Source organism: Desulfovibrio faecalis (assembly GCF_053570625.1).
Genome location: NZ_JBRBQR010000001.1, coordinates 562078 through 578856 on the forward strand (window position 1 = coordinate 562078; position 16779 = coordinate 578856).

At 61.0% G+C, this 16779-nt stretch carries 14 protein-coding genes; 10 read left to right on the forward strand and 4 right to left on the reverse strand.

The genetic code is table 11. The features are described from left to right. Nucleotides 1-255 precede the first annotated feature (255 nt). From ACUZ79_RS02450 to ACUZ79_RS02485, 8 genes are all read left to right on the forward strand, one after another. A complete protein-coding gene (locus tag ACUZ79_RS02450; RefSeq protein ID WP_449250614.1) occupies nt 256-1293 on the forward strand; it encodes a hemolysin family protein in 1038 nt (345 codons plus the stop codon). Nucleotides 1294-1791: 498 nt separating this feature from the next. Then, on the forward strand, nt 1792-2205 hold the full coding sequence (locus tag ACUZ79_RS02455) for a cytochrome c maturation protein CcmE (protein ID WP_192113476.1): 414 nt from the start codon (nt 1792-1794) through the stop codon (nt 2203-2205). Between the two features lie 222 nt (nt 2206-2427). Next, complete coding sequence (locus ACUZ79_RS02460) at nt 2428-4344, forward strand: heme lyase CcmF/NrfE family subunit (protein WP_449250615.1); 1917 nt, start codon at nt 2428-2430, stop codon at nt 4342-4344. Nucleotides 4345-4359: 15 nt separating this feature from the next. Then, nucleotides 4360-5067 (forward strand): ABC transporter ATP-binding protein, encoded by a 708-nt coding sequence (locus ACUZ79_RS02465; protein ID WP_449250616.1) that lies wholly within the window; start codon nt 4360-4362, stop codon nt 5065-5067. Further along, a complete protein-coding gene (locus ACUZ79_RS02470) occupies nt 5055-5732 on the forward strand; it encodes a heme exporter protein CcmB (protein ID WP_215646926.1) in 678 nt (225 codons plus the stop codon). Before ACUZ79_RS02465 ends, ACUZ79_RS02470 begins: the two co-directional genes overlap by 13 nt. Further along, nucleotides 5732-6415, forward strand: coding sequence for a cytochrome c biogenesis protein (locus ACUZ79_RS02475; RefSeq protein WP_022659955.1), 684 nt, complete (start codon nt 5732-5734; stop codon nt 6413-6415). The genes ACUZ79_RS02470 and ACUZ79_RS02475 overlap by 1 nt, the downstream gene beginning before the upstream one ends. Nucleotides 6416-6460: 45 nt before the next feature. Beyond that, entirely contained in the window at nt 6461-6598 is a 138-nt protein-coding gene (locus tag ACUZ79_RS02480; RefSeq protein ID WP_022659954.1) for a CcmD family protein, read from the forward strand. Next, nucleotides 6591-7268 (forward strand): tetratricopeptide repeat protein, encoded by a 678-nt coding sequence (locus ACUZ79_RS02485; protein WP_449250617.1) that lies wholly within the window; start codon nt 6591-6593, stop codon nt 7266-7268. The genes ACUZ79_RS02480 and ACUZ79_RS02485 overlap by 8 nt, the downstream gene beginning before the upstream one ends. A 132-nt stretch (nt 7269-7400) precedes the next feature. On the opposite strand, the gene ACUZ79_RS02490 is transcribed toward ACUZ79_RS02485, so the two are convergent. The 4 genes from ACUZ79_RS02490 to ACUZ79_RS02505 all read right to left on the reverse strand — a co-directional run bounded on the left by ACUZ79_RS02490 (nt 7401) and on the right by ACUZ79_RS02505 (nt 13606). Then, entirely contained in the window at nt 7401-9692 is a 2292-nt protein-coding gene (locus tag ACUZ79_RS02490) for a hydratase (protein WP_449250618.1), read from the reverse strand. A 42-nt stretch (nt 9693-9734) separates the two neighbouring features. Next, on the reverse strand, nt 9735-10412 hold the full coding sequence (locus ACUZ79_RS02495; protein WP_449250619.1) for a LysE family translocator: 678 nt from the start codon (nt 10410-10412) through the stop codon (nt 9735-9737). A gap of 195 nt (nt 10413-10607) precedes the next feature. Further along, nucleotides 10608-11750, reverse strand: coding sequence for an NADP-dependent isocitrate dehydrogenase (gene icd, locus ACUZ79_RS02500; RefSeq protein ID WP_449250620.1), 1143 nt, complete (start codon nt 11748-11750; stop codon nt 10608-10610). 14 nt (nt 11751-11764) lie between these two features. Next, nucleotides 11765-13606 carry a triose-phosphate isomerase gene (locus ACUZ79_RS02505; protein WP_240823440.1) on the reverse strand — a complete coding sequence of 614 codons (1842 nt, stop codon included), beginning with the start codon at nt 13604-13606 and terminating at the stop codon, nt 11765-11767. A gap of 206 nt (nt 13607-13812) precedes the next feature. Here ACUZ79_RS02505 and ACUZ79_RS02510 point away from each other — a divergent pair, with 206 nt between their 5' ends. Both ACUZ79_RS02510 and plsY read left to right on the forward strand, forming a co-directional pair. Then, nucleotides 13813-15963, forward strand: coding sequence for a ribonuclease catalytic domain-containing protein (locus tag ACUZ79_RS02510; protein WP_449250621.1), 2151 nt, complete (start codon nt 13813-13815; stop codon nt 15961-15963). Between the two features lie 152 nt (nt 15964-16115). Then, the gene (plsY, locus tag ACUZ79_RS02515) at nt 16116-16730 is read left to right on the forward strand and encodes a glycerol-3-phosphate 1-O-acyltransferase PlsY (protein WP_240823442.1); all 615 of its coding nucleotides are present in this window, start codon (nt 16116-16118) and stop codon (nt 16728-16730) included. Nucleotides 16731-16779: the final 49 nt, after the last annotated feature.

A 16779-nucleotide genomic window follows, 5' to 3' on the forward strand; every position in this document is an offset into this window, starting at 1 on the left:
GTGTTGGCTCTTTTGCCTCCGCAATTTGCCTCAGCTCAAATTTTAGCCTTCCCTATTAATATCCAGCGCTGCCCTGTAGTTCCTGCCTTCGGTTTGAATTTATCGCTCCCTCCATAGCTGTCCATCCACCATCCGCCCCTCGCTCAACGCCCCGGCGATTGCAAACAGGGCCGCGCGGGGCTAAACTTCGGCTGTCAGCGCCGCCTTGCGTTTTGCAGGGCGACCCGCCGCATCAAATCCTTCGGATGTTTCGCCATGCTCACCCTTGTTCTGGCCGTTGTCATTGCTGTTGCCGTTTCCTTTACCTGTTCGCTGCTTGAGACGGTGCTGTACTCCCTTTCGTGGTCAACCATCGAGCGGCTGCGCAAGTCCGGCAGCAAGTCCGGCGAGCTGCTGTACGCCCTGCGCACCCAGGTGGATAAACCCATTGCCGCCATCCTTACGCTCAACACCATTGCCAACACCGCCGGGGCCACGGTAGCGGGCGCGGCCTTTCTGGCTGTGTACGGGCCGGAATACATGTCGATTTTTGCCGTGGGCTTTACGGTGCTGATTCTGACAATGGGCGAAATCCTGCCCAAGAATCTGGGCGTGACCAAGGCGGAGCCGCTCGGCGTAATACTCGCCCGCCCGCTTGCCATCATGGTCAAGCTCATGTCGCCCCTGCTGTGGGTTACGAGCATGATAACCCGCCTTGTGTCCCCGCCGCCTGCTGGCCCGGTCATTTCTGAGGACGACATCCGCGCCGTCACCAGCCTTTCGCGTCAGGCCGGGCGCATCAAGCCCTATGAAGAAGCCTTTATCCGCAATGTGCTGGCGCTGGACCAAAAGCGCGTGCGCGAGATCATGACCCCCCGCACGGTGGTTTTTGAACTGCCGGACGACCTCACCGTGGAGCAGGCCTACACAGATCAGCGCACCTGGCATTTCAGCCGCATACCCGTGTACGGCGACAATAACGAAGACATCGTGGGCATTGTGGAGCGCCGCACCCTGGGCCGCTGCATCAACGAGGGCCGCAAGGATGTTACCCTCAGCAAGATCATGAGGCCGGCGCACTTTATCCTTGAAAACCAGACGCTCGACGTGCTGTTGCACGATCTGCTCAAGGCCCGCGTGCATCTTTTTGTGGTGCTGGATGAATACGGTGGGCTTGCTGGCGTGGTGTCGCTGGAAGACGTGCTGGAAGAAATCCTCGGCAGCGAAATTGTGGACGAAAGCGATAATGTGGATGATCTGCGCGCGCTTGCGCGTCAACGGCGGCGCGAACTGAGCGTGAACCGGCAGGGCTGATCTGCTGCCTTGCCCTGCGCTGCGTCTGTCTGTCCGGCTTGCAAACTGGGGATGCGGCAGTTTGCGCGCCAGCCGATGCTCATTGGGCGGCGTGGAATAATTGTATTATCCCTTGCGGCAGAAATCTTATTGCAGTAGTATGATAAGACGCAGGCCGCATTCTGCCTTGCCAGTGTGCTTATGCGTGCGCTTGCGCGGGTGCCGCTCGTGCTTGCCTGCTGATGCAGTCCTGTGCGCCCGCACACAAAGCTTGCGGCAAGTGTGACCGCAATCACAGAACCCACGCCCCATACTGCGTTATACTTCTATTAAAAATAATTCCTATCTTGTCAGCAGGTGTAAAATAGCGTAAGGTTTTGAGCAATCAGGGCCGGGCGGCCCAGGGCAAAAGCCCCAGCCCGGCAGGTTCGGTCTGCGCGCCCCTGCGGCGCAACGGGCCGAAGGTCATGGCCCCTTTCGGGCAGCACCAAACATGACCCAATGTTTCAGGAGAAACGCATGGCCCGCAAAAAAAACACTGGCATCTACATAGCCGCGCTGCTGCTCTTTTTGGGCGGGGTGGGCTATCTTGCATATTCCGGCTTTTCTGAAAACAGCGTGTATTTTCTGAACGTGTCGGAAGCCAAGGCCGCAACGCCCGAAAAACTCGTGGCGGCGCGGCTTTTTGGTACTGTGGCCGAAGACGGCATTGAGAAGCACCGGGGCGCGCCCGGTGTGGATTTTCGCCTTGAAGACAAGGACAACGCCAGCCAGACCATCCAGATAAGCTACTCCGGCGCGGTGCCGGATACCTTCAAGGCTGGCGCGGAAGTTATTGTTGAAGGCGGCATGGGGCCGGAAGGCCGCTTTCAGGCCAAGACGCTCATGACCAAATGCCCCTCCAAATACCAGAAAGAGAACCGCAATAGCTGAGCCTGCTCAGCGGCATTGCCGTTTGGCGAGTGCGATTGGCCTTACTGGCCTTTCGCTCTGTCCATAGTTGCGGGCCATGCGGGCCACGGGCGCGGGCTTTCCCTGCAAAGATGGCCGAGTTTCAGTTCAGTGCGCAGAGCCGTAATCGGGCACCCGATGCCCAAACGATAGCAACGCCCCGCCCTGCGGCGGGCCGCCCCCTAAGCGGGATAAAGGAGTCTTATGTACGTTTTTGCCTTTGCCCTTCAACTGGTGGCCCTGCTGGCCGCACTTGGCGGCTGTGGTCTGGCCCTTCTGCAATTGTGGCAAAACCGGGAAGACTCCCTCGCCGTGGTGGAAAAAGCCCACCTCGTTATCAGCGGCGCGCTCTTGCTGGCCTCGGCACTGCTGCTGCACGCCCTGTTCTGGAACGACTTCAGCGTGGCCTACGTTGCCAGCTATACTGACCGCGTGCTGCCCGTATTTTACCGCCTCACCGCCTTCTGGGCAGGGCAGCCCGGCTCCATGCTCTTCTGGGCGCTGGCAGTGGGCCTGAGCGGCAGCGCCTTTGCGCTCACGCGGGCCTACAGAAACCTCAGCCGCCCAACGCGTCTGTGGTACTGGAGCTTTTTTTACGTCATCATGGGCTTTTTTGCCCTTATCCTCACCAGCTGGAGCAATCCCTTTGTTCTGCAATCGCCTGTTCCGGCAGACGGCAACGGCCTGAACCCCCTGCTCCAGAATCCCGGCATGATCTTTCATCCGCCGCTGCTGTTCCTTGGTTACGGCGGCTTTGCCGTGCCTGCCTGTCTGGCGCTGGCCCAGTGTCTTTCGGGGCAGAGCAGCAGCGAGGGTTCGTGGTTCCGCCTTTCGCGGCCCTTCATCATTCTGGCGTGGCTGTTCCTTACGGCGGGCATCGTGCTTGGCGCATGGTGGGCCTACATGGAGCTTGGCTGGGGCGGCTACTGGGCATGGGACCCTGTGGAAAACGCCTCTCTGGTGCCCTGGCTTATCGCCACGGCTTCGCTGCATACCCTGATTGTTGAAGACCGCCGGGGCAAGCTTGGGCGCGTCAACGTTGCCATGATGGTGCTCACCACGGTTTCGGCCTTTTTTGCCACCTACCTTGTGCGCAGCGGCGTTATTGACTCCGTGCACGCCTTTGGCGACGGCAGCGTGGGGACGCCCCTGACCATCTTTGTGCTGGGCGGCCTTGTCATTGCCCTGTGGATTCCCTTTGCCACGCCCAAAACCGGCAAACCCCTTGCCGGGCTTGAAAGCCGCGAGGGCTTTCTGACCCTTGTGGCCTGGGTGCTGCTGGCGCTTGCCGTGATTATTCTGGTTGCCACCATGTGGCCTGTTATCAGCAAGTTGTGGTCCGCCGCGCCGCGCGGCCTTGACGCCCGCTTCTACAACCGCGTGTGCCTGCCCCTGGGCGCGCTGCTGGTGGTGATGATGGCTGCCTGTCCCTGGCTTGGCTGGGGCGGGGGCCTGCGCAACAAGAAGGGCTTTTTTGCCGTGATCGGCGCATTTGTGGTCAGCGCCGGGCTTATCTGGGCGCTGGGCTACCATCAGCCCACGGCACTGCTGGGCGCTTCCGCCGCTGTGGCTATCGTGCTTGGGGCCGTCATGCTGCTGGCAGACAAGGCCAACCGCTCGCAGCCTGTCACCCTCGGGGCGTTGGGCGCGCACATCGGCATGGCGCTGGTTGCCATCGGCATCTCCTTTTCCGGCCCGTACACCACTGACCGCGAAATGATCCTCGCCAAGGGCGAAAGCAGCACCGTGGGCAGCTATACCGCCACCTTGCTCGAACTGGGCGAGGGCCGCCGCGTTGACCATGAATTCATCGCCGCGCGGCTGGAAATCTTCAAGGACGGCAAATCCATCGGCATCGTCGCGCCGGAGCGCCGCCTGTACGACAAGTTCGGCACCATGCAGTTCTCCGAAGTGGACGTGATCCCCGGCCTTGGCAACGAAATCTACGCCTCCCTGCTGGGGCTGGATGAAAGTTCCAGGGTTGTGGTCAAGGTCAGCGTGGAACCGCTGGTCAACTGGCTGTGGATCGGCGGCACCATCATGTGCCTTGTGCCGCTCGCCGGGCTGCGCCGCCGCAAGAATTCCGCGCCGGAGTCGGACAGCGAGAACATCGCGGCCTAGCCGCAGGAGGCCCTCTTGCTGGAACTTGTGCGCGTTGCCAAGGTCTATGGCGTCAAGGTCGTCTTTAAAGACGTAAGCTGCGCTCTTGCTGCGGGCAGTGTCTCGCTGCTCGTGGGCGGCAACGGCGCGGGCAAGAGTACCCTCATGCGAATTATGGCAGGGCTTTCCCGCCCAAGCGCAGGCGCTGCCAACGTGGCAGATCAGGCCCGCGTGGGCTATCTGGGGCACGCCACTTTTCTGTATCCCGGCCTCACGGCAGTGGAAAATCTGGCCTTCTGGCGCGATGCCTACGGCCTCAAGCTGACGCGTGACGATATCATGGCAGGGCTGGCCCGCGTGGGGCTGGAAGCCCACGCTCACGAACGGGCGGGCGTGTTCTCGCGCGGCATGGCCCAGCGCCTCAATCTGGCGCGGGTGCTCATGCAGGCCCCGGACGTGCTCCTGCTGGACGAACCCGGCACAGGCCTTGATGTTGCCTCGCTGGCACTGCTGCGGCGTGAAATTATGGCAGCGCGGCAGCGCGGAGCCTGCGTGGTGCTTATCAGCCATGATCTGGCGGGTGATGCGCCTCTGGCCGACAGGCTGCTGGCGCTGGAACACCGCAAGCTGGCCTATGACGGCTCCCCCGCTGGCTTTGGCGGCTTTGCTTCGGTGGAAACACCGGCTGGCGCTGCCGAGGAGGCTTCTGAACGCGCGCAGGGAGGCCCCGCATGCTGCGCCTGATGTTTGCCATGGCCCGCAAGGATCTGGCCCTCACGCTGGCACGTGGCAGCGGGCTGGTGCAGGCCTTGCTGCTCGGGCTTTTGCTGCTCTTTGTATTCAGCCTGTCGCAGGGCATTGGCGAGCGCATGGCGCCGCAAGGCGCTGCGGCTGTGTTCTGGATAAGCTCCGCCTTTTGTCAGGTGCTTATTTTCAACCAGCTCTATGCGCTGGAAGAAGTTAACAATTCCCGTCTCGGGCTTTTGCTCTGCCCCGCCCCGGTGCAGGCCGTATGGCTTGGCAAGGGCTGCGCGGGGCTTGCTCTGCTGGTGCTGGCGCAGGTTGTTTTTCTGCCTGCGGCGGTGGTTTTTCTGGGGCAGGAACTTGGCGGGCCATTGCCCGAGGCTCTGCTGGCCCTTGTGCTGACGGATATCGGCATGTGCGCTCTTGGCTCCCTGCTGGGGGCGCTGGCGCAGGGGCAGGCCGCCCGTGAGTCTTTGCTGAGTATTGTGCTGTTTCCGCTGCTGACGCCGCTTTTGCTTGCTGGCATCAGCGTGGGGGCGCAGGCGCTCGGCGCGCCCAATCCGGATGGGCCGGGGGCGTGGCTCGGCGTTGCCGCAGCTTTTGACGCCGTTTTTCTGGGTGCCGGGCTTTTGCTGTTTGGATACATCTACGCGGGGGACGAGTAATGCCCAAGTGTTCGGCGTTGCCGCAGATTCTGGCCCTGCTGGGGGGCGTTGCCTTTGCCGCCTGTCAGTGGCTTGTGTTTGCCTATGCCCCCGAGGAAGTCACTCTGGGGCTGGCGCAAAAGATATTTTACATCCATTTGCCCATGTCGTGGTGGGCGTTGGTGAGTTTTTTTGTGGTGTTTGGCGCATCTGTGGCCTACCTGTGGCGGCGTAATCCCGCTGCGGACAGGCTGGCTGCCGCCGCCGCAGAAGTGGGCGTGCTGCTGGGCGGCCTTGCGCTGGTCACGGGCATGCTCTGGGCGCGCCGTTCGTGGGGCGTGTGGTGGACGTGGGATCCGCGCCTGACCACAACCCTGATCATGTGGTTCGTGTACGCGGGCTATCTGGTTTTGCGCGGGCTTGATCTGCCGCCGCAGCGCCGCAATACGGTGTGCGCCGTGGTGGGCGTGGTGGCCTTTCTGGATGTGCCGCTGGTCTTTATGTCGGCGCGCATCTGGCGGTCAATCCATCCGGCTGTTTTTGGCAGCAAGGGCGGCGGGCTGGAGCCAGAAATGCGTATTACCGTTATTGCCTGCGTGGCCTGTTTTGGCCTGTTGTGGGCGGCCCTGGTGTGGCTGCGCAAGCGTCAGCTTGATCTGCGCGACCGCCTTGACGCGCTGGCGCAGAATCGGCTGAACGCCTGAAATCTCGGCCCGTAACTGAAATCATTCACTCCACCCGGAGGAACTATGGATACACTGACATGGGTAATCATGGCCAATGCCGCCGTGTGGATTGGCATTGGCTCGTATATGGCTTTTCTGGCGGCTCGCCAGCGTTCACTGGCCGCGCGCCTTGCCCAGATGGAGATGCTCAACCATGACTGATACAAAAAAAGGCAACCTTTCCGCCCGCATACTCATTATCGCGCTGGCTGTTGCGCTGGCTGTGATGCTTGGGGCCTCGCTCAAGGCGCGGTTCCAGAATCCGCATCTGACAGTGCCCGCCCGCCAACAGCAGGGCATGGGCGGGGGGGAAGCTGGCGAAGACGCCCAGACCGTGGGCAAGCTCATGCGTCAGGTGGCGGAAAACCCGCAGGATCTTGGCGCGCTTATTCACCTGATCGAGCATCTTGTGACCGCGCAGAACTGGGATGCGGCAGAAACCTTTGCCCAGCGCGCCGTGACCATGGACGTGAGCAATCCCAAGCCCCTGTATCTGCTTGGCGTTATCCAGCACAATCAGGGCCGCCACAAGGAAGCTGCTGAAGCCCTTGAGCAGGTCGTGAAGATCAAGGACGAAGCCTCGGTACGCTACAGCCTCGGCGTGCTGTACATCTACTTTCTTGAAGATCCCAAGCGCGGGGCGGAACACCTGCGCGCAGGCCTGACCGATGCCGCTGCCAGCGAAGAACTCAAGGCTGCCATCAAGCAGGAACTGGAAAAGGTCCCCGCTGTGGAAGAATCCCAGCCTGCCGCCAGCAAGCCCGATGCCAAAGCAGACGCAAAGGCGGACAAAAAAGCTGATAAAAAGGCAGACAAGAAAGCCGCCAAGTAAGCAGCTCTCTTTCAGCATATTACGTAAAAAGGCCTCTGTGGATTCCCACAGAGGCCTTTTGGTGCTTTGAATACGAGATAGGAGAATAAAAAATTTAGGGGGAAGGGGGGCCCTCCCCCGCAAAACTCTCGCCTAGCTGTTGTAGAAGTTGATCAGGCAGCCATCGAGGATGATCTTGCGCTCGTCGCTGGTCAGTTCCTTGAGTGCGAGGCTGATCTGCTGAGCCTGCCCGCCTTCGCTGGCAACGTAGCCGGTGAAGGTGGGGTCGGCGTTTTGCACGGCGCTGCGCACGTTGGGCACCACCAGCCAGTCGCCGACTTTCAGGCTGTCGGCCAGCGAGGGATCAACGATAAAGGGCAGCATGCCCCAGTTGATAAGGTTGGAGCGGTAACGCTTTGTGGCGTACTCTACAGCCATATTGGCCCAGCCGCCCAGCACTTTCTGGCAGGAGGCCGCCTGTTCGCGGGCCGAGCCGTCGCCGGGCTTAACGGCAAAGATTGTGGAGCCAAGGCCCACCTGCTTGAGGTCGGCTGCGCCCTGCAATACGTCAAGACCGCACACGGTAAAGAGCCCACGCGCCTTGGCAAGCAACTCCGCATTGGCGGGATTGGCGAGGCGGGCGGCTTCCATGGCGTTAACAGCCTTGGCGCGTCCCACATAGCCGGGATCTTTGCGGGAAAGCGTGTATTCCGCCAGCTTGAGCGGATTGGAACGCAATGACGAAGTTTCGCCGGAGGGAATCAGCTCGTCAGTGGTGGTGACCGGGTCGGTGATCACGCTTACCACCTGCAGGAGCAGATGTTCGGGCAGAGGGCTCATGCTTGGCCAGTCGGCAATGTTGGGGCCGCGTACAAGCTGGGCTTCGGGTTCTGCCTTGCCAAAGCCGTTGTACACGCGGCTGTGGTAGATGAGCGGCTCAAATGTGTAGGAAAGATCAACATTGGCCAGCGCGGGCGCAGACCAGTCAAGCTCGGTTGCCGGGGTAAGGCGGCCGCCATTGGCCGCAGTGGCGGCGATGGAGCGGGCGTCCATGAGGGCCACCGTGGAAACCTGCCCGTTGGAAGGCTTGGAGCCTTCGCGGTTGGGGAAGTTGCGGGTGGTGTGGCGGATGGAGAGCGCGCCGTGGGCCGGGGTGTCGCCCGCGCCGAAACAGGGGCCGCAGAAGGCCGTCTTCATCACGGCGCCTGCGAGCATGAGCTTGGCGGTTGCGCCGTTTTTGACGAGCGCAAGGCCCTGCGGTTCGCTGGCGGGGTACACAGCCAGATTGAAGGCCTGATTGCCTGTGGATTTGCCGTCCAGAATGGCGGCTGCCAGAGCGATATTTTCAAAATTGCCGCCAGCGCAGCCTGCAATGATGCCTTGATCCACCCACACGCCGCCGTCGCGCACCTTGGCGCGCATATTCAGGCCTTTGGCAGCATCGCCAAACTGGCGCAGGGCTTCGGCTTCCACTTCAGCCAGCAGCTCGGCCCCGTGCTTGGCAACTTCTGCCACCGGGTACACGTTGCTGGGGTGGAAGGGCAGGGCGATCATGGGCACAATACGGCTCAGGTCAACCCGGATAAGGCCATCATAGCAGGCCGGGCCTTCAAGGCGCAGTTCGGCGTAGTCGCCAGCGCGGCCATGCATGGACATGTAGTCGCGCACCTTTTCGTCAGTGGTCCAGATGGACGACAGGCAGGTGGTTTCCGTAGTCATGACGTCAATGCCGCAGCGGTATTCCACAGAAAGCCCCGCTACGCCAGGGCCCATAAATTCCATGACCTTGTTCTTCACAAAGCCGTTTTTGAACACCGCGCCAATGATGGCAAGGGCCACGTCCTGCGGGCCAACACCGGGCCGGGGCGCGCCTTCAAGCCACACGACCACCTTTTGCGGGTTGGTCACATCGTAGGTCTTGCCAAGCAACTGCTTGACCAGTTCCGGCCCGCCTTCGCCAATGGCCATGACGCCCAGCGCGCCGTAGCGGGTGTGGCTGTCTGATCCAAGGATCATGCCGCCGCACTTGGTCATCATTTCCCGCACATACTGGTGAATGACCGCCAGATGCGGGGGTACAAAGATGCCGCCGTACTTGCGTGCGGCGGAAAGACCAAAAAGGTGGTCGTCCTCATTGATGGTGCCGCCCACCGCGCACAGGCTGTTGTGGCAGTTGGTCAGCGCGTAGGGAACGGGAAATTCCTTGAGGCCGCTGGCGCGGGCCGTCTGCACGATACCTACATAGGTAATGTCGTGCGAGGCCATGGCGTCAAAGCGGATGCGCAGCACGTTGTCGTCCGTGCCGGTATTGTGTGCCGCCAGAATGCGGGCGGAAAGGCTGTTCTTGCGGGCGGCTTCAATGTCCACGCCCTTGGCGCGGGCTTCTTCAGCCATGCGTATGCCGTTGGCGTCAATCACCACAGAACTGTTCACAATTTCGATCATGGCAGACCTTCAGGGGTTTGCGGGTCGCTGGCGCGACGCGGGTTAGCGAGCTTGCGCCGTGGCCAGTTTGAGGCCAAAGGCAATGAACACAAGGCCAGTGCAGCGCTGCATCCACTTCTGGAAGCGGCTGTTCTCAAAGATGTGCCGGACGCGGCCCAGCATATAGGCCAGCGGCACATACCAGAACAGACACAGGCCAGACATGATGCTGCCCAGGGAGAGAAACTGCGGGGCAAGCGGTGCGTGGGGATCCATGAACTGGGGGAGGAAAGTCAGAAAAATCAGCACAGCCTTGGGATTCAGCGCATTGGTCAGAAAGCCCTGCCCGAAGAAGTGCAGCCATTGGCGCAACGTCAGACGCTGCACAGACCGGGCGGGATTCGGCTCCTGAGCGGTTTTGACCACCGCAGCGCTTACAGGCTGGCCAGCACGTTGCCCGGCGCGTATGGCCTGAATGCCCAGCCACACCAGATAGGCCGCACCTACGTATTTGAGGATGCTGAACCACAACACGGACTGTGCGATGATGGCCGAAATGCCCAGCATGGCGGCGGAGGTGTGTACGCAGATGCCAAGGGCCACGCCCACTGCGGCGGCCTGCCCCTGTGGACGACCATCCATGAGTGAAATTTTGGCAATGAGTGCAAAATCCGGCCCCGGCAACATTACCAGAATGGCGGCCATGGGTACAAAGAGCAGCAGATTGTCAAGCGAGATCATGGTGCAGTCCTTCATTCAGGCCAGAGCGGATGGGAGAAAAGGAGCGCCTTGCGGTTGCGCCCTGCAGTCGGTTGACCGCCGGGCCGCGCCGTAAAAACACTCCTTTTCTCCTCTTGCTCTTAAAGACATATCAGCGGCAGCCACGCCACACCCAATGCCGCTGCGGGCAGGGTGTCGGGGCCAGCGCTGCGCATGCTACAGATTCGCGCCGATGATGTCGCCGAATTCCACGCAGCCCACGGTGCGCGAACCGGGCACCTGAGCGGCGAGGTCTTCGGTCACGGCCTTGGCAGCAATGGCCTTGCTCACGGCATTGCGGATGCGCTCGGCGGCCTTGGGCACGCCGATGTGTTCAAGCATCAGCGCGCCGCACAAAATGACGCTGCCGGGGTTGGCCTTGTCCTTGCCCGCAATTGTAGGGGCAGTGCCGTGGGTGGCTTCGTAAAAGGCCAGGGTGTCCGACATGTTGACGCCGGGGGCCAGCCCAAGGCCACCCACCTGCGCCGCCAGCGCGTCAGAGATGTAGTCGCCGTTGAGGTTGGGCGTGGCGAGAATCTGGTACTGCTCGGGGCGCAGCAGGGCCTCCTGGAACATGGCGTCGGCAATGCGGTCTTTGACCACCAGCTTGCCTGCCACGGGTTCTTTTTCCGTGCAGGTCAGGTCGCCGAATTCCTGCGCGGCCACATCGTAGCCCCATTGGCGGAAGGCGCCTTCGGTGAACTTCATGATATTGCCCTTGTGCACAAGGGTGAGGCTCTGCTGCTTCTGGTCAAGGGCAAAGCGCAGGGCGCGGCGCACCAGACGCTTGGAGCCAGCCTCGGTCATGGGCTTTATGCCCACGGCGGCGGCATCGCCCACCTTGTTCACGCCCAGTTCTTCGCGCAGGAAGGTAATAAGCTTGCGGGCCTCAGGAGTCCCGGCGGCAAATTCCACACCGGCGTAAACGTCTTCGGTATTTTCGCGGAAAATGACCATGTTGACGCGCTCGGGGTGTTTGACGGGCGTTTCAAGCCCTTCAAAATGACGTACCGGGCGGATGCAGGCGTAGAGATCAAGCCCCTGGCGCAGGGCCACGTTGAGACTGCGGATGCCCGTGCCCACGGGGGTGCCGAGGGGGCCCTTCATGGCAAGCTCTGCGCTGCGCAGGGTCTGCATGGTTTCTTCCGGCAGGGGAGAGCCGGTTTCTTTCACGGCCTTGTCGCCCGCCAGCAGCTCTGTCCACTCCAGATTGATGCCGGTATTCTCGGCAGCAAGGGCAGCTTCAATGACAGGGCGCGCGGCCTTCCAGATTTCGGGGCCAATGCCGTCGCCTTCGATCCAGTAGATTCTCTTGTTCATGGAATTTCCTTACCTTAGTCGTTGTCGCTGTCGTCAGCTGCCGCCACTTCCTGCTGGAGCGCACGCGCGCGTTTCAGGAGCAGTTCAAGCTGGATATCCACACCAATGACGCCCACGATGTTGTCCTTGTCATCCGTCACCGCGCATGAAACGGTGATGATGAGCTTGCTTGTAAAGTGCGACTGGTACACATCCATGATGTGCAGGTCGCCGGTTTTCATGGGCATCTTGAACCATTCGCGCTCCGAGAAATCGTAGCCGATGGGCAGCGCCTCGTAGGTTTCCCGGTACACAGGGTCGGTGATGGCCGAGCAGCGCAGCTTGCCCTGATCGTCGGTGAGGTAGCAGTACTGGATGAAGGGGTATTCGCGCACAAATTCGTCCAACCGTCCGCAGGCGTGCTTGCTGAAGTCCAGCAGATCCTTGCTGCGGGCAAGGCGGATGATGATGTTGGCCGAAAGTTCGCCAGCCAGTTGCTTCATGTGGTCGTATTCGGAGGCGAAGAGTTCGGGCATAAAGCGCTGCACAAGGGCTTCCATTTCTTCGTGCGAGAAGCTGGTGGTGCGGCCCGTTTCTTCGTACACGGCCATGATGGCATCGTATATCTGGCCCACGGCAGGATGCTTTTTGGAGACCTGCTGGTCGTTGGGCAGATTAAGGTTGGCGTTGATCCAGTAGGCAACGCCTGCGCGGCCCGTTTTGTCGGTAATGATGATGGGCACCGGGCGGCCAAGCAGATGCTTGGTGTCGAAAATGTTGTAGATCTCTTCGTTCTTGGCCAGGCCGTCGGCGTGCACGCCCGCGCTGGTGGCGTTGAAGTCGCGGCCCACAAAGGGATAGTTGTGGGGAATGCGGTAGTTCAGTTCTTTTTCAAAGAATTCGGCAACTTCGCTCAGAATTGTGGTGTCTGCGGCGGCATCGTCGCCCGTAAGCGAGATGTATTCCACCAGCAGGGCTTCCAGCGGGGTGTTGCCCGTGCGCTCGCCAAAGCCGAACAGCGTGCCGTTGACCGCGCCGCAGCCATAGAGCCATGCGGTAACTCCGTTGACCAGCACCTTGTGGAAGTCGTTGTGCCCGTGCCATTCAAGCCACTGACCGGGAACGCCGGCCTCGTCCGTAAAGCAGCGCACAATGCGCTGTACCGAGCGGGGCAGCGCCGCGCCGGGGTAGGGCACGCCGTAGCCCATGGTGTCGCACAGGCGGATTTTGACCGGCATGCCGCTCTCGCGCGAAAGTTCCATGAGCCGCTGGGCCAGGGGCAGGCAGAAACCGTAAATATCGGCTCTGGTCACGTCTTCAAAGTGACAGCGGGGGATGATGCCCCATTCCAGCGCCTGCTCGGCCATGCTCACGTACATGTCCATGGCCTGCTGGCGGGTTTTGCCCAGCTTGAGAAAAATATGGTAGTCCGACACGCTAGTGAGCATGCCGGTTTCGTCAAATTCCATGTCGCGCGCGAGCTTGAGGTCGTCCTTGGTGGCGCGTATCCAGGCGGTTACGCGTGGAAAACGGTAGCCTCTGGCGCGGCATACATCAATGCATTTGCGGTCTTTGGCCGAGTACAGAAAAAATTCCGAAGCCGTGATGAGTCCGGTTTTTCCGCCGAGTCGGTGCAGAAAATCGAACATCTTTGCCACTTGCTTGACCGTATAGGGTGGGCGGGCCTGCTGACCGTCGCGAAAGGTCGTGTCGGTAATGCGCATCTGATCTGCCGGTCGGGGGGACAGCAGAACCTCGTCAAACGAGGTGCGGCAAACGCTGGTGTAAGGGAAAAGCTCACGGTAGAGCTGCGGTTTTTCCGGCTCCTGCATGACCAGGGTACGGCTGCCTCCAGTTTGGTGAATAATGTTGCTCATTGGGTGTCCGCCCTGCTCGCGCTATGCGCGTGGTAAAAATTGTTGCCGTAAGCCGCTAATATAGCGGTTTACAGCCCTTGCGTCCAGTATGCCTGGTGCTGCGCCCCCGGCGGCACTTGCCAGAAGACCAAAAATAAAGGAATGTCTTTGGCTGCAAGCGCGACGGTCTATGGGAGAGCGGACGCGCTTTTTCTGAAGGAGCGGGCATGTCTGATTGTGTGCGCTACCCGGCGCCGGGTTGCGTGGTGGAATATATGGAAGGCAATGCCGTGCAGATTGCCCTGGTCACTGAAGAGGTCGGGGGCAGGCTCCGGCTGCTGTTGCCCAACAGAAGGGAAACCCGGCTCAATTCTTCGCGCCTGCTGCCCTGGATAGGGCCCATGCACGGGGCGGATATGGGGCGGGAAGACGCGGTGCGCGTGCTTGAAACGCACAGGAAGAACCGCGAGGACATGGCCGCCCAGATCCCCGTCATGGACGTGTGGGAACTCGCTCAGGGCGAGGTGGAAGTAGCCCCGGCAAGCTGGTTTGCCGAGCTTTTTGAAAGCGATCCCACCACCGACCATGTGGCTGCCTATGGCCGCGCCCTGCTGGCCTGCAAAAGTCATTTCCGTTTTCAGCCTCCGGATTTTCAGGTTTTTTCAGCCGATATGGTTGAAAAACGCATGGCCGAGGAGAAAACTCGCCTTGAGCGCGAATCGCTCATTGCAGGCGGAGCCGCCTTTCTGCGCCTTTTGTGGGATGTTGCCTGCCGCAAGCGCGAGCTGCCCCAGCCCCCGCGTGAGGGTGCAGCCCTTGGCGAATGGCCCCCGCAGGAAGTGGCCGAGCGGCTGGAAGAAGTTCTTTTTTCCCGAATGATTGATCCTGAAAGTCAGGAATGGGAAAACATCTGGCGCACCCTGAGCAAGGGCATGCCTGATGTGCCGCATCTGCCCCTGCAACTGCTGGTGGCCTGGGGCAAGGTGCCGCCGCATTATAATTTCTGGCTTGACCGCGCGGGCTATGCCTCGGGCGACACATGGTGGCAGGCCTGCGCCGATGAGGTCGAAGCCCTTGCCGCCGCAGGGCGCGATCCTCTGGCTGCCCTTGCCCAAAACGGGCAACAAGGTAGCCTTGATGTTTGCGATCTGCCCTGCATCAGCATAGACAGCGCAACCACGCGCGACGTGGACGATGCCTTTCATGTGGAGGCGGAGGGCGACGGCTGGGCGCTGACCCTCATGTTGGCTTGCCCCTCGCTGTTCTGGAATTTTGGCGGGCCGCTCGACAAGATGGTGCTGCACCGGGGCACCAGCATCTATCTGCCGGAAGGCGACTGTCACATGCTGCCCGAAGTGCTTGGCACGGACGCCTATTCGCTGCTGGCGGGCCAGACGCGCCCCGCGCTGAGCGTGCTTGTGCATGTGGCGGCGGACGGCACCCTTGGCGAGTGCGAGATTTCGGTTGTGCAGACCAGCCTTGCAGCCAACCTGACCTATGTGGACAGCCAGGCCGTGCTTGACGCGCAGGCCGCCGGCGAACCCCTGCCGCAGAATGCGGCTACGCCCTATGCTGAACAGCTGCGCCTGGGCCTTGAGCTTGCCCGGCAGCGGCAAACTGCCCGCATTGCGGACGGCGCGGTAATTATGGACAGGCCCGACCCTGTCATTCGCCTTGAGGGCGAAGGGGCAGACGTGCGGGTGGAAGTGGGGCAGGATTATCAGGCCTCGGACGCGCAGATGCTGGTGGCGGAAATGATGATCCTTGCCAGCGCCGCAGTGGCCCAGTGGGCTGCGGACAAGGGCGTCGCCATGCTGCACCGCGTGCAGGATGTAGCCCTGCCCAGGGAATACGCGGGCATCTGGACAACACCGCAGGACATGACGCGCATCATGCGCGCGCTCACGCCCTCCGGCCTCGAGGTGCAGGCCCGGCCCCACGCGGCTCTCGGGCTTGCGCGTTACACTCCTGTGACCTCGCCGCTCAGGCGTTATCCCGATCTTGTCAACGAAGAACAGTTGGTGCATTTTTTCCGCACTGGCGCGCCGCGCTGGACAGAAGCCGAGCTGACTGACCTGCTCAACGTGCTTTCGCCCGCACTGGACGCGGCGGGGCAGGTGCAACGCTTCCGTCCACGCTACTGGAAGCTGCTTTTCTTCCGCCAGAAGGGCGACAAGGTCTGGTGGAACGGCGTCATCACTGAAGAAAACGATGCTTTTATTACCGTGAGCCTGCCCGATCAGGGTATGTTTGTGCGCGGTAAAAGGCGGCTCTTTGACGAGCGTTCGCACCCCGGCCTTGCCGTGGATGTGCGCATCGGCAAGGTGCAGCCCCTGTATAATGAAATCATGATTCTGGAAGCTGTTACGGCAGGCTAGATCTGCCTTTCGCTTCCGTCGGGCGGCGTCCCAGCTTGGCATGCGCGCCAACAGGTATTTGCGCTGCCATGTAAGATTGTGTTTTTAAGAAGACTTTTGGGGTTTGCGGGCATATCTGCCCGTATTTTCAGAGGCTTGCAGCGGAGAATTATATGCTGGAAGTATTGTGGATTGCGCTGGCCTATGTGCTTGGCTCTGTGCCGTGGGGTCTTGTTATAGCCAAGACCTTTTGCCATCTGGACCCGCGCGAAAGCGGCAGCCGCAACACAGGGGCCACCAATGTGGCGCGCCTGTGCGGCTTTGGCTGGGGTGTGGCAACCCTTGCGTGCGACGTCTGCAAGGGCGCGCTGCCGGTGTGGCTGGCGTTCCGCATTAACCCCTCGCCCGTATTTGTCAGCATAGTGGGTTTGGCCTGCGTGCTTGGGCATGTGTTTTCCTGCTTCATGAAGTTCAAGGGCGGCAAGGCTGTTGCCACCAGCATTGGCGTGTTCATGCCCCTGGCTTTCTGGCAATTGCTGGCAGCTTCTGCCCTGTGCTGCCTGATCATCTGGCGCAGCGGCTTTGTTTCGCTTGGGTCACTGAGCCTCGTTGCGGCGCTGGTTGTGGCTCTGGCGGTTACAGGCCAGTGGATGTGGCTGCCTCTTTCCCTGTGCGTGCTGGCTGTGGTGGTCTGGAAACACAAGGAAAATATCGCGCGCTTGCGCGCAGGCACCGAAAAAAGCTGGCTCAAGGGCAAGCACGCTGAAAAGCAGGAAGATAAGGGATAGTCTGGCTTTCCCGCAGATTTCGGCAATGCTGCGGTCTCCTGTGCCGCCA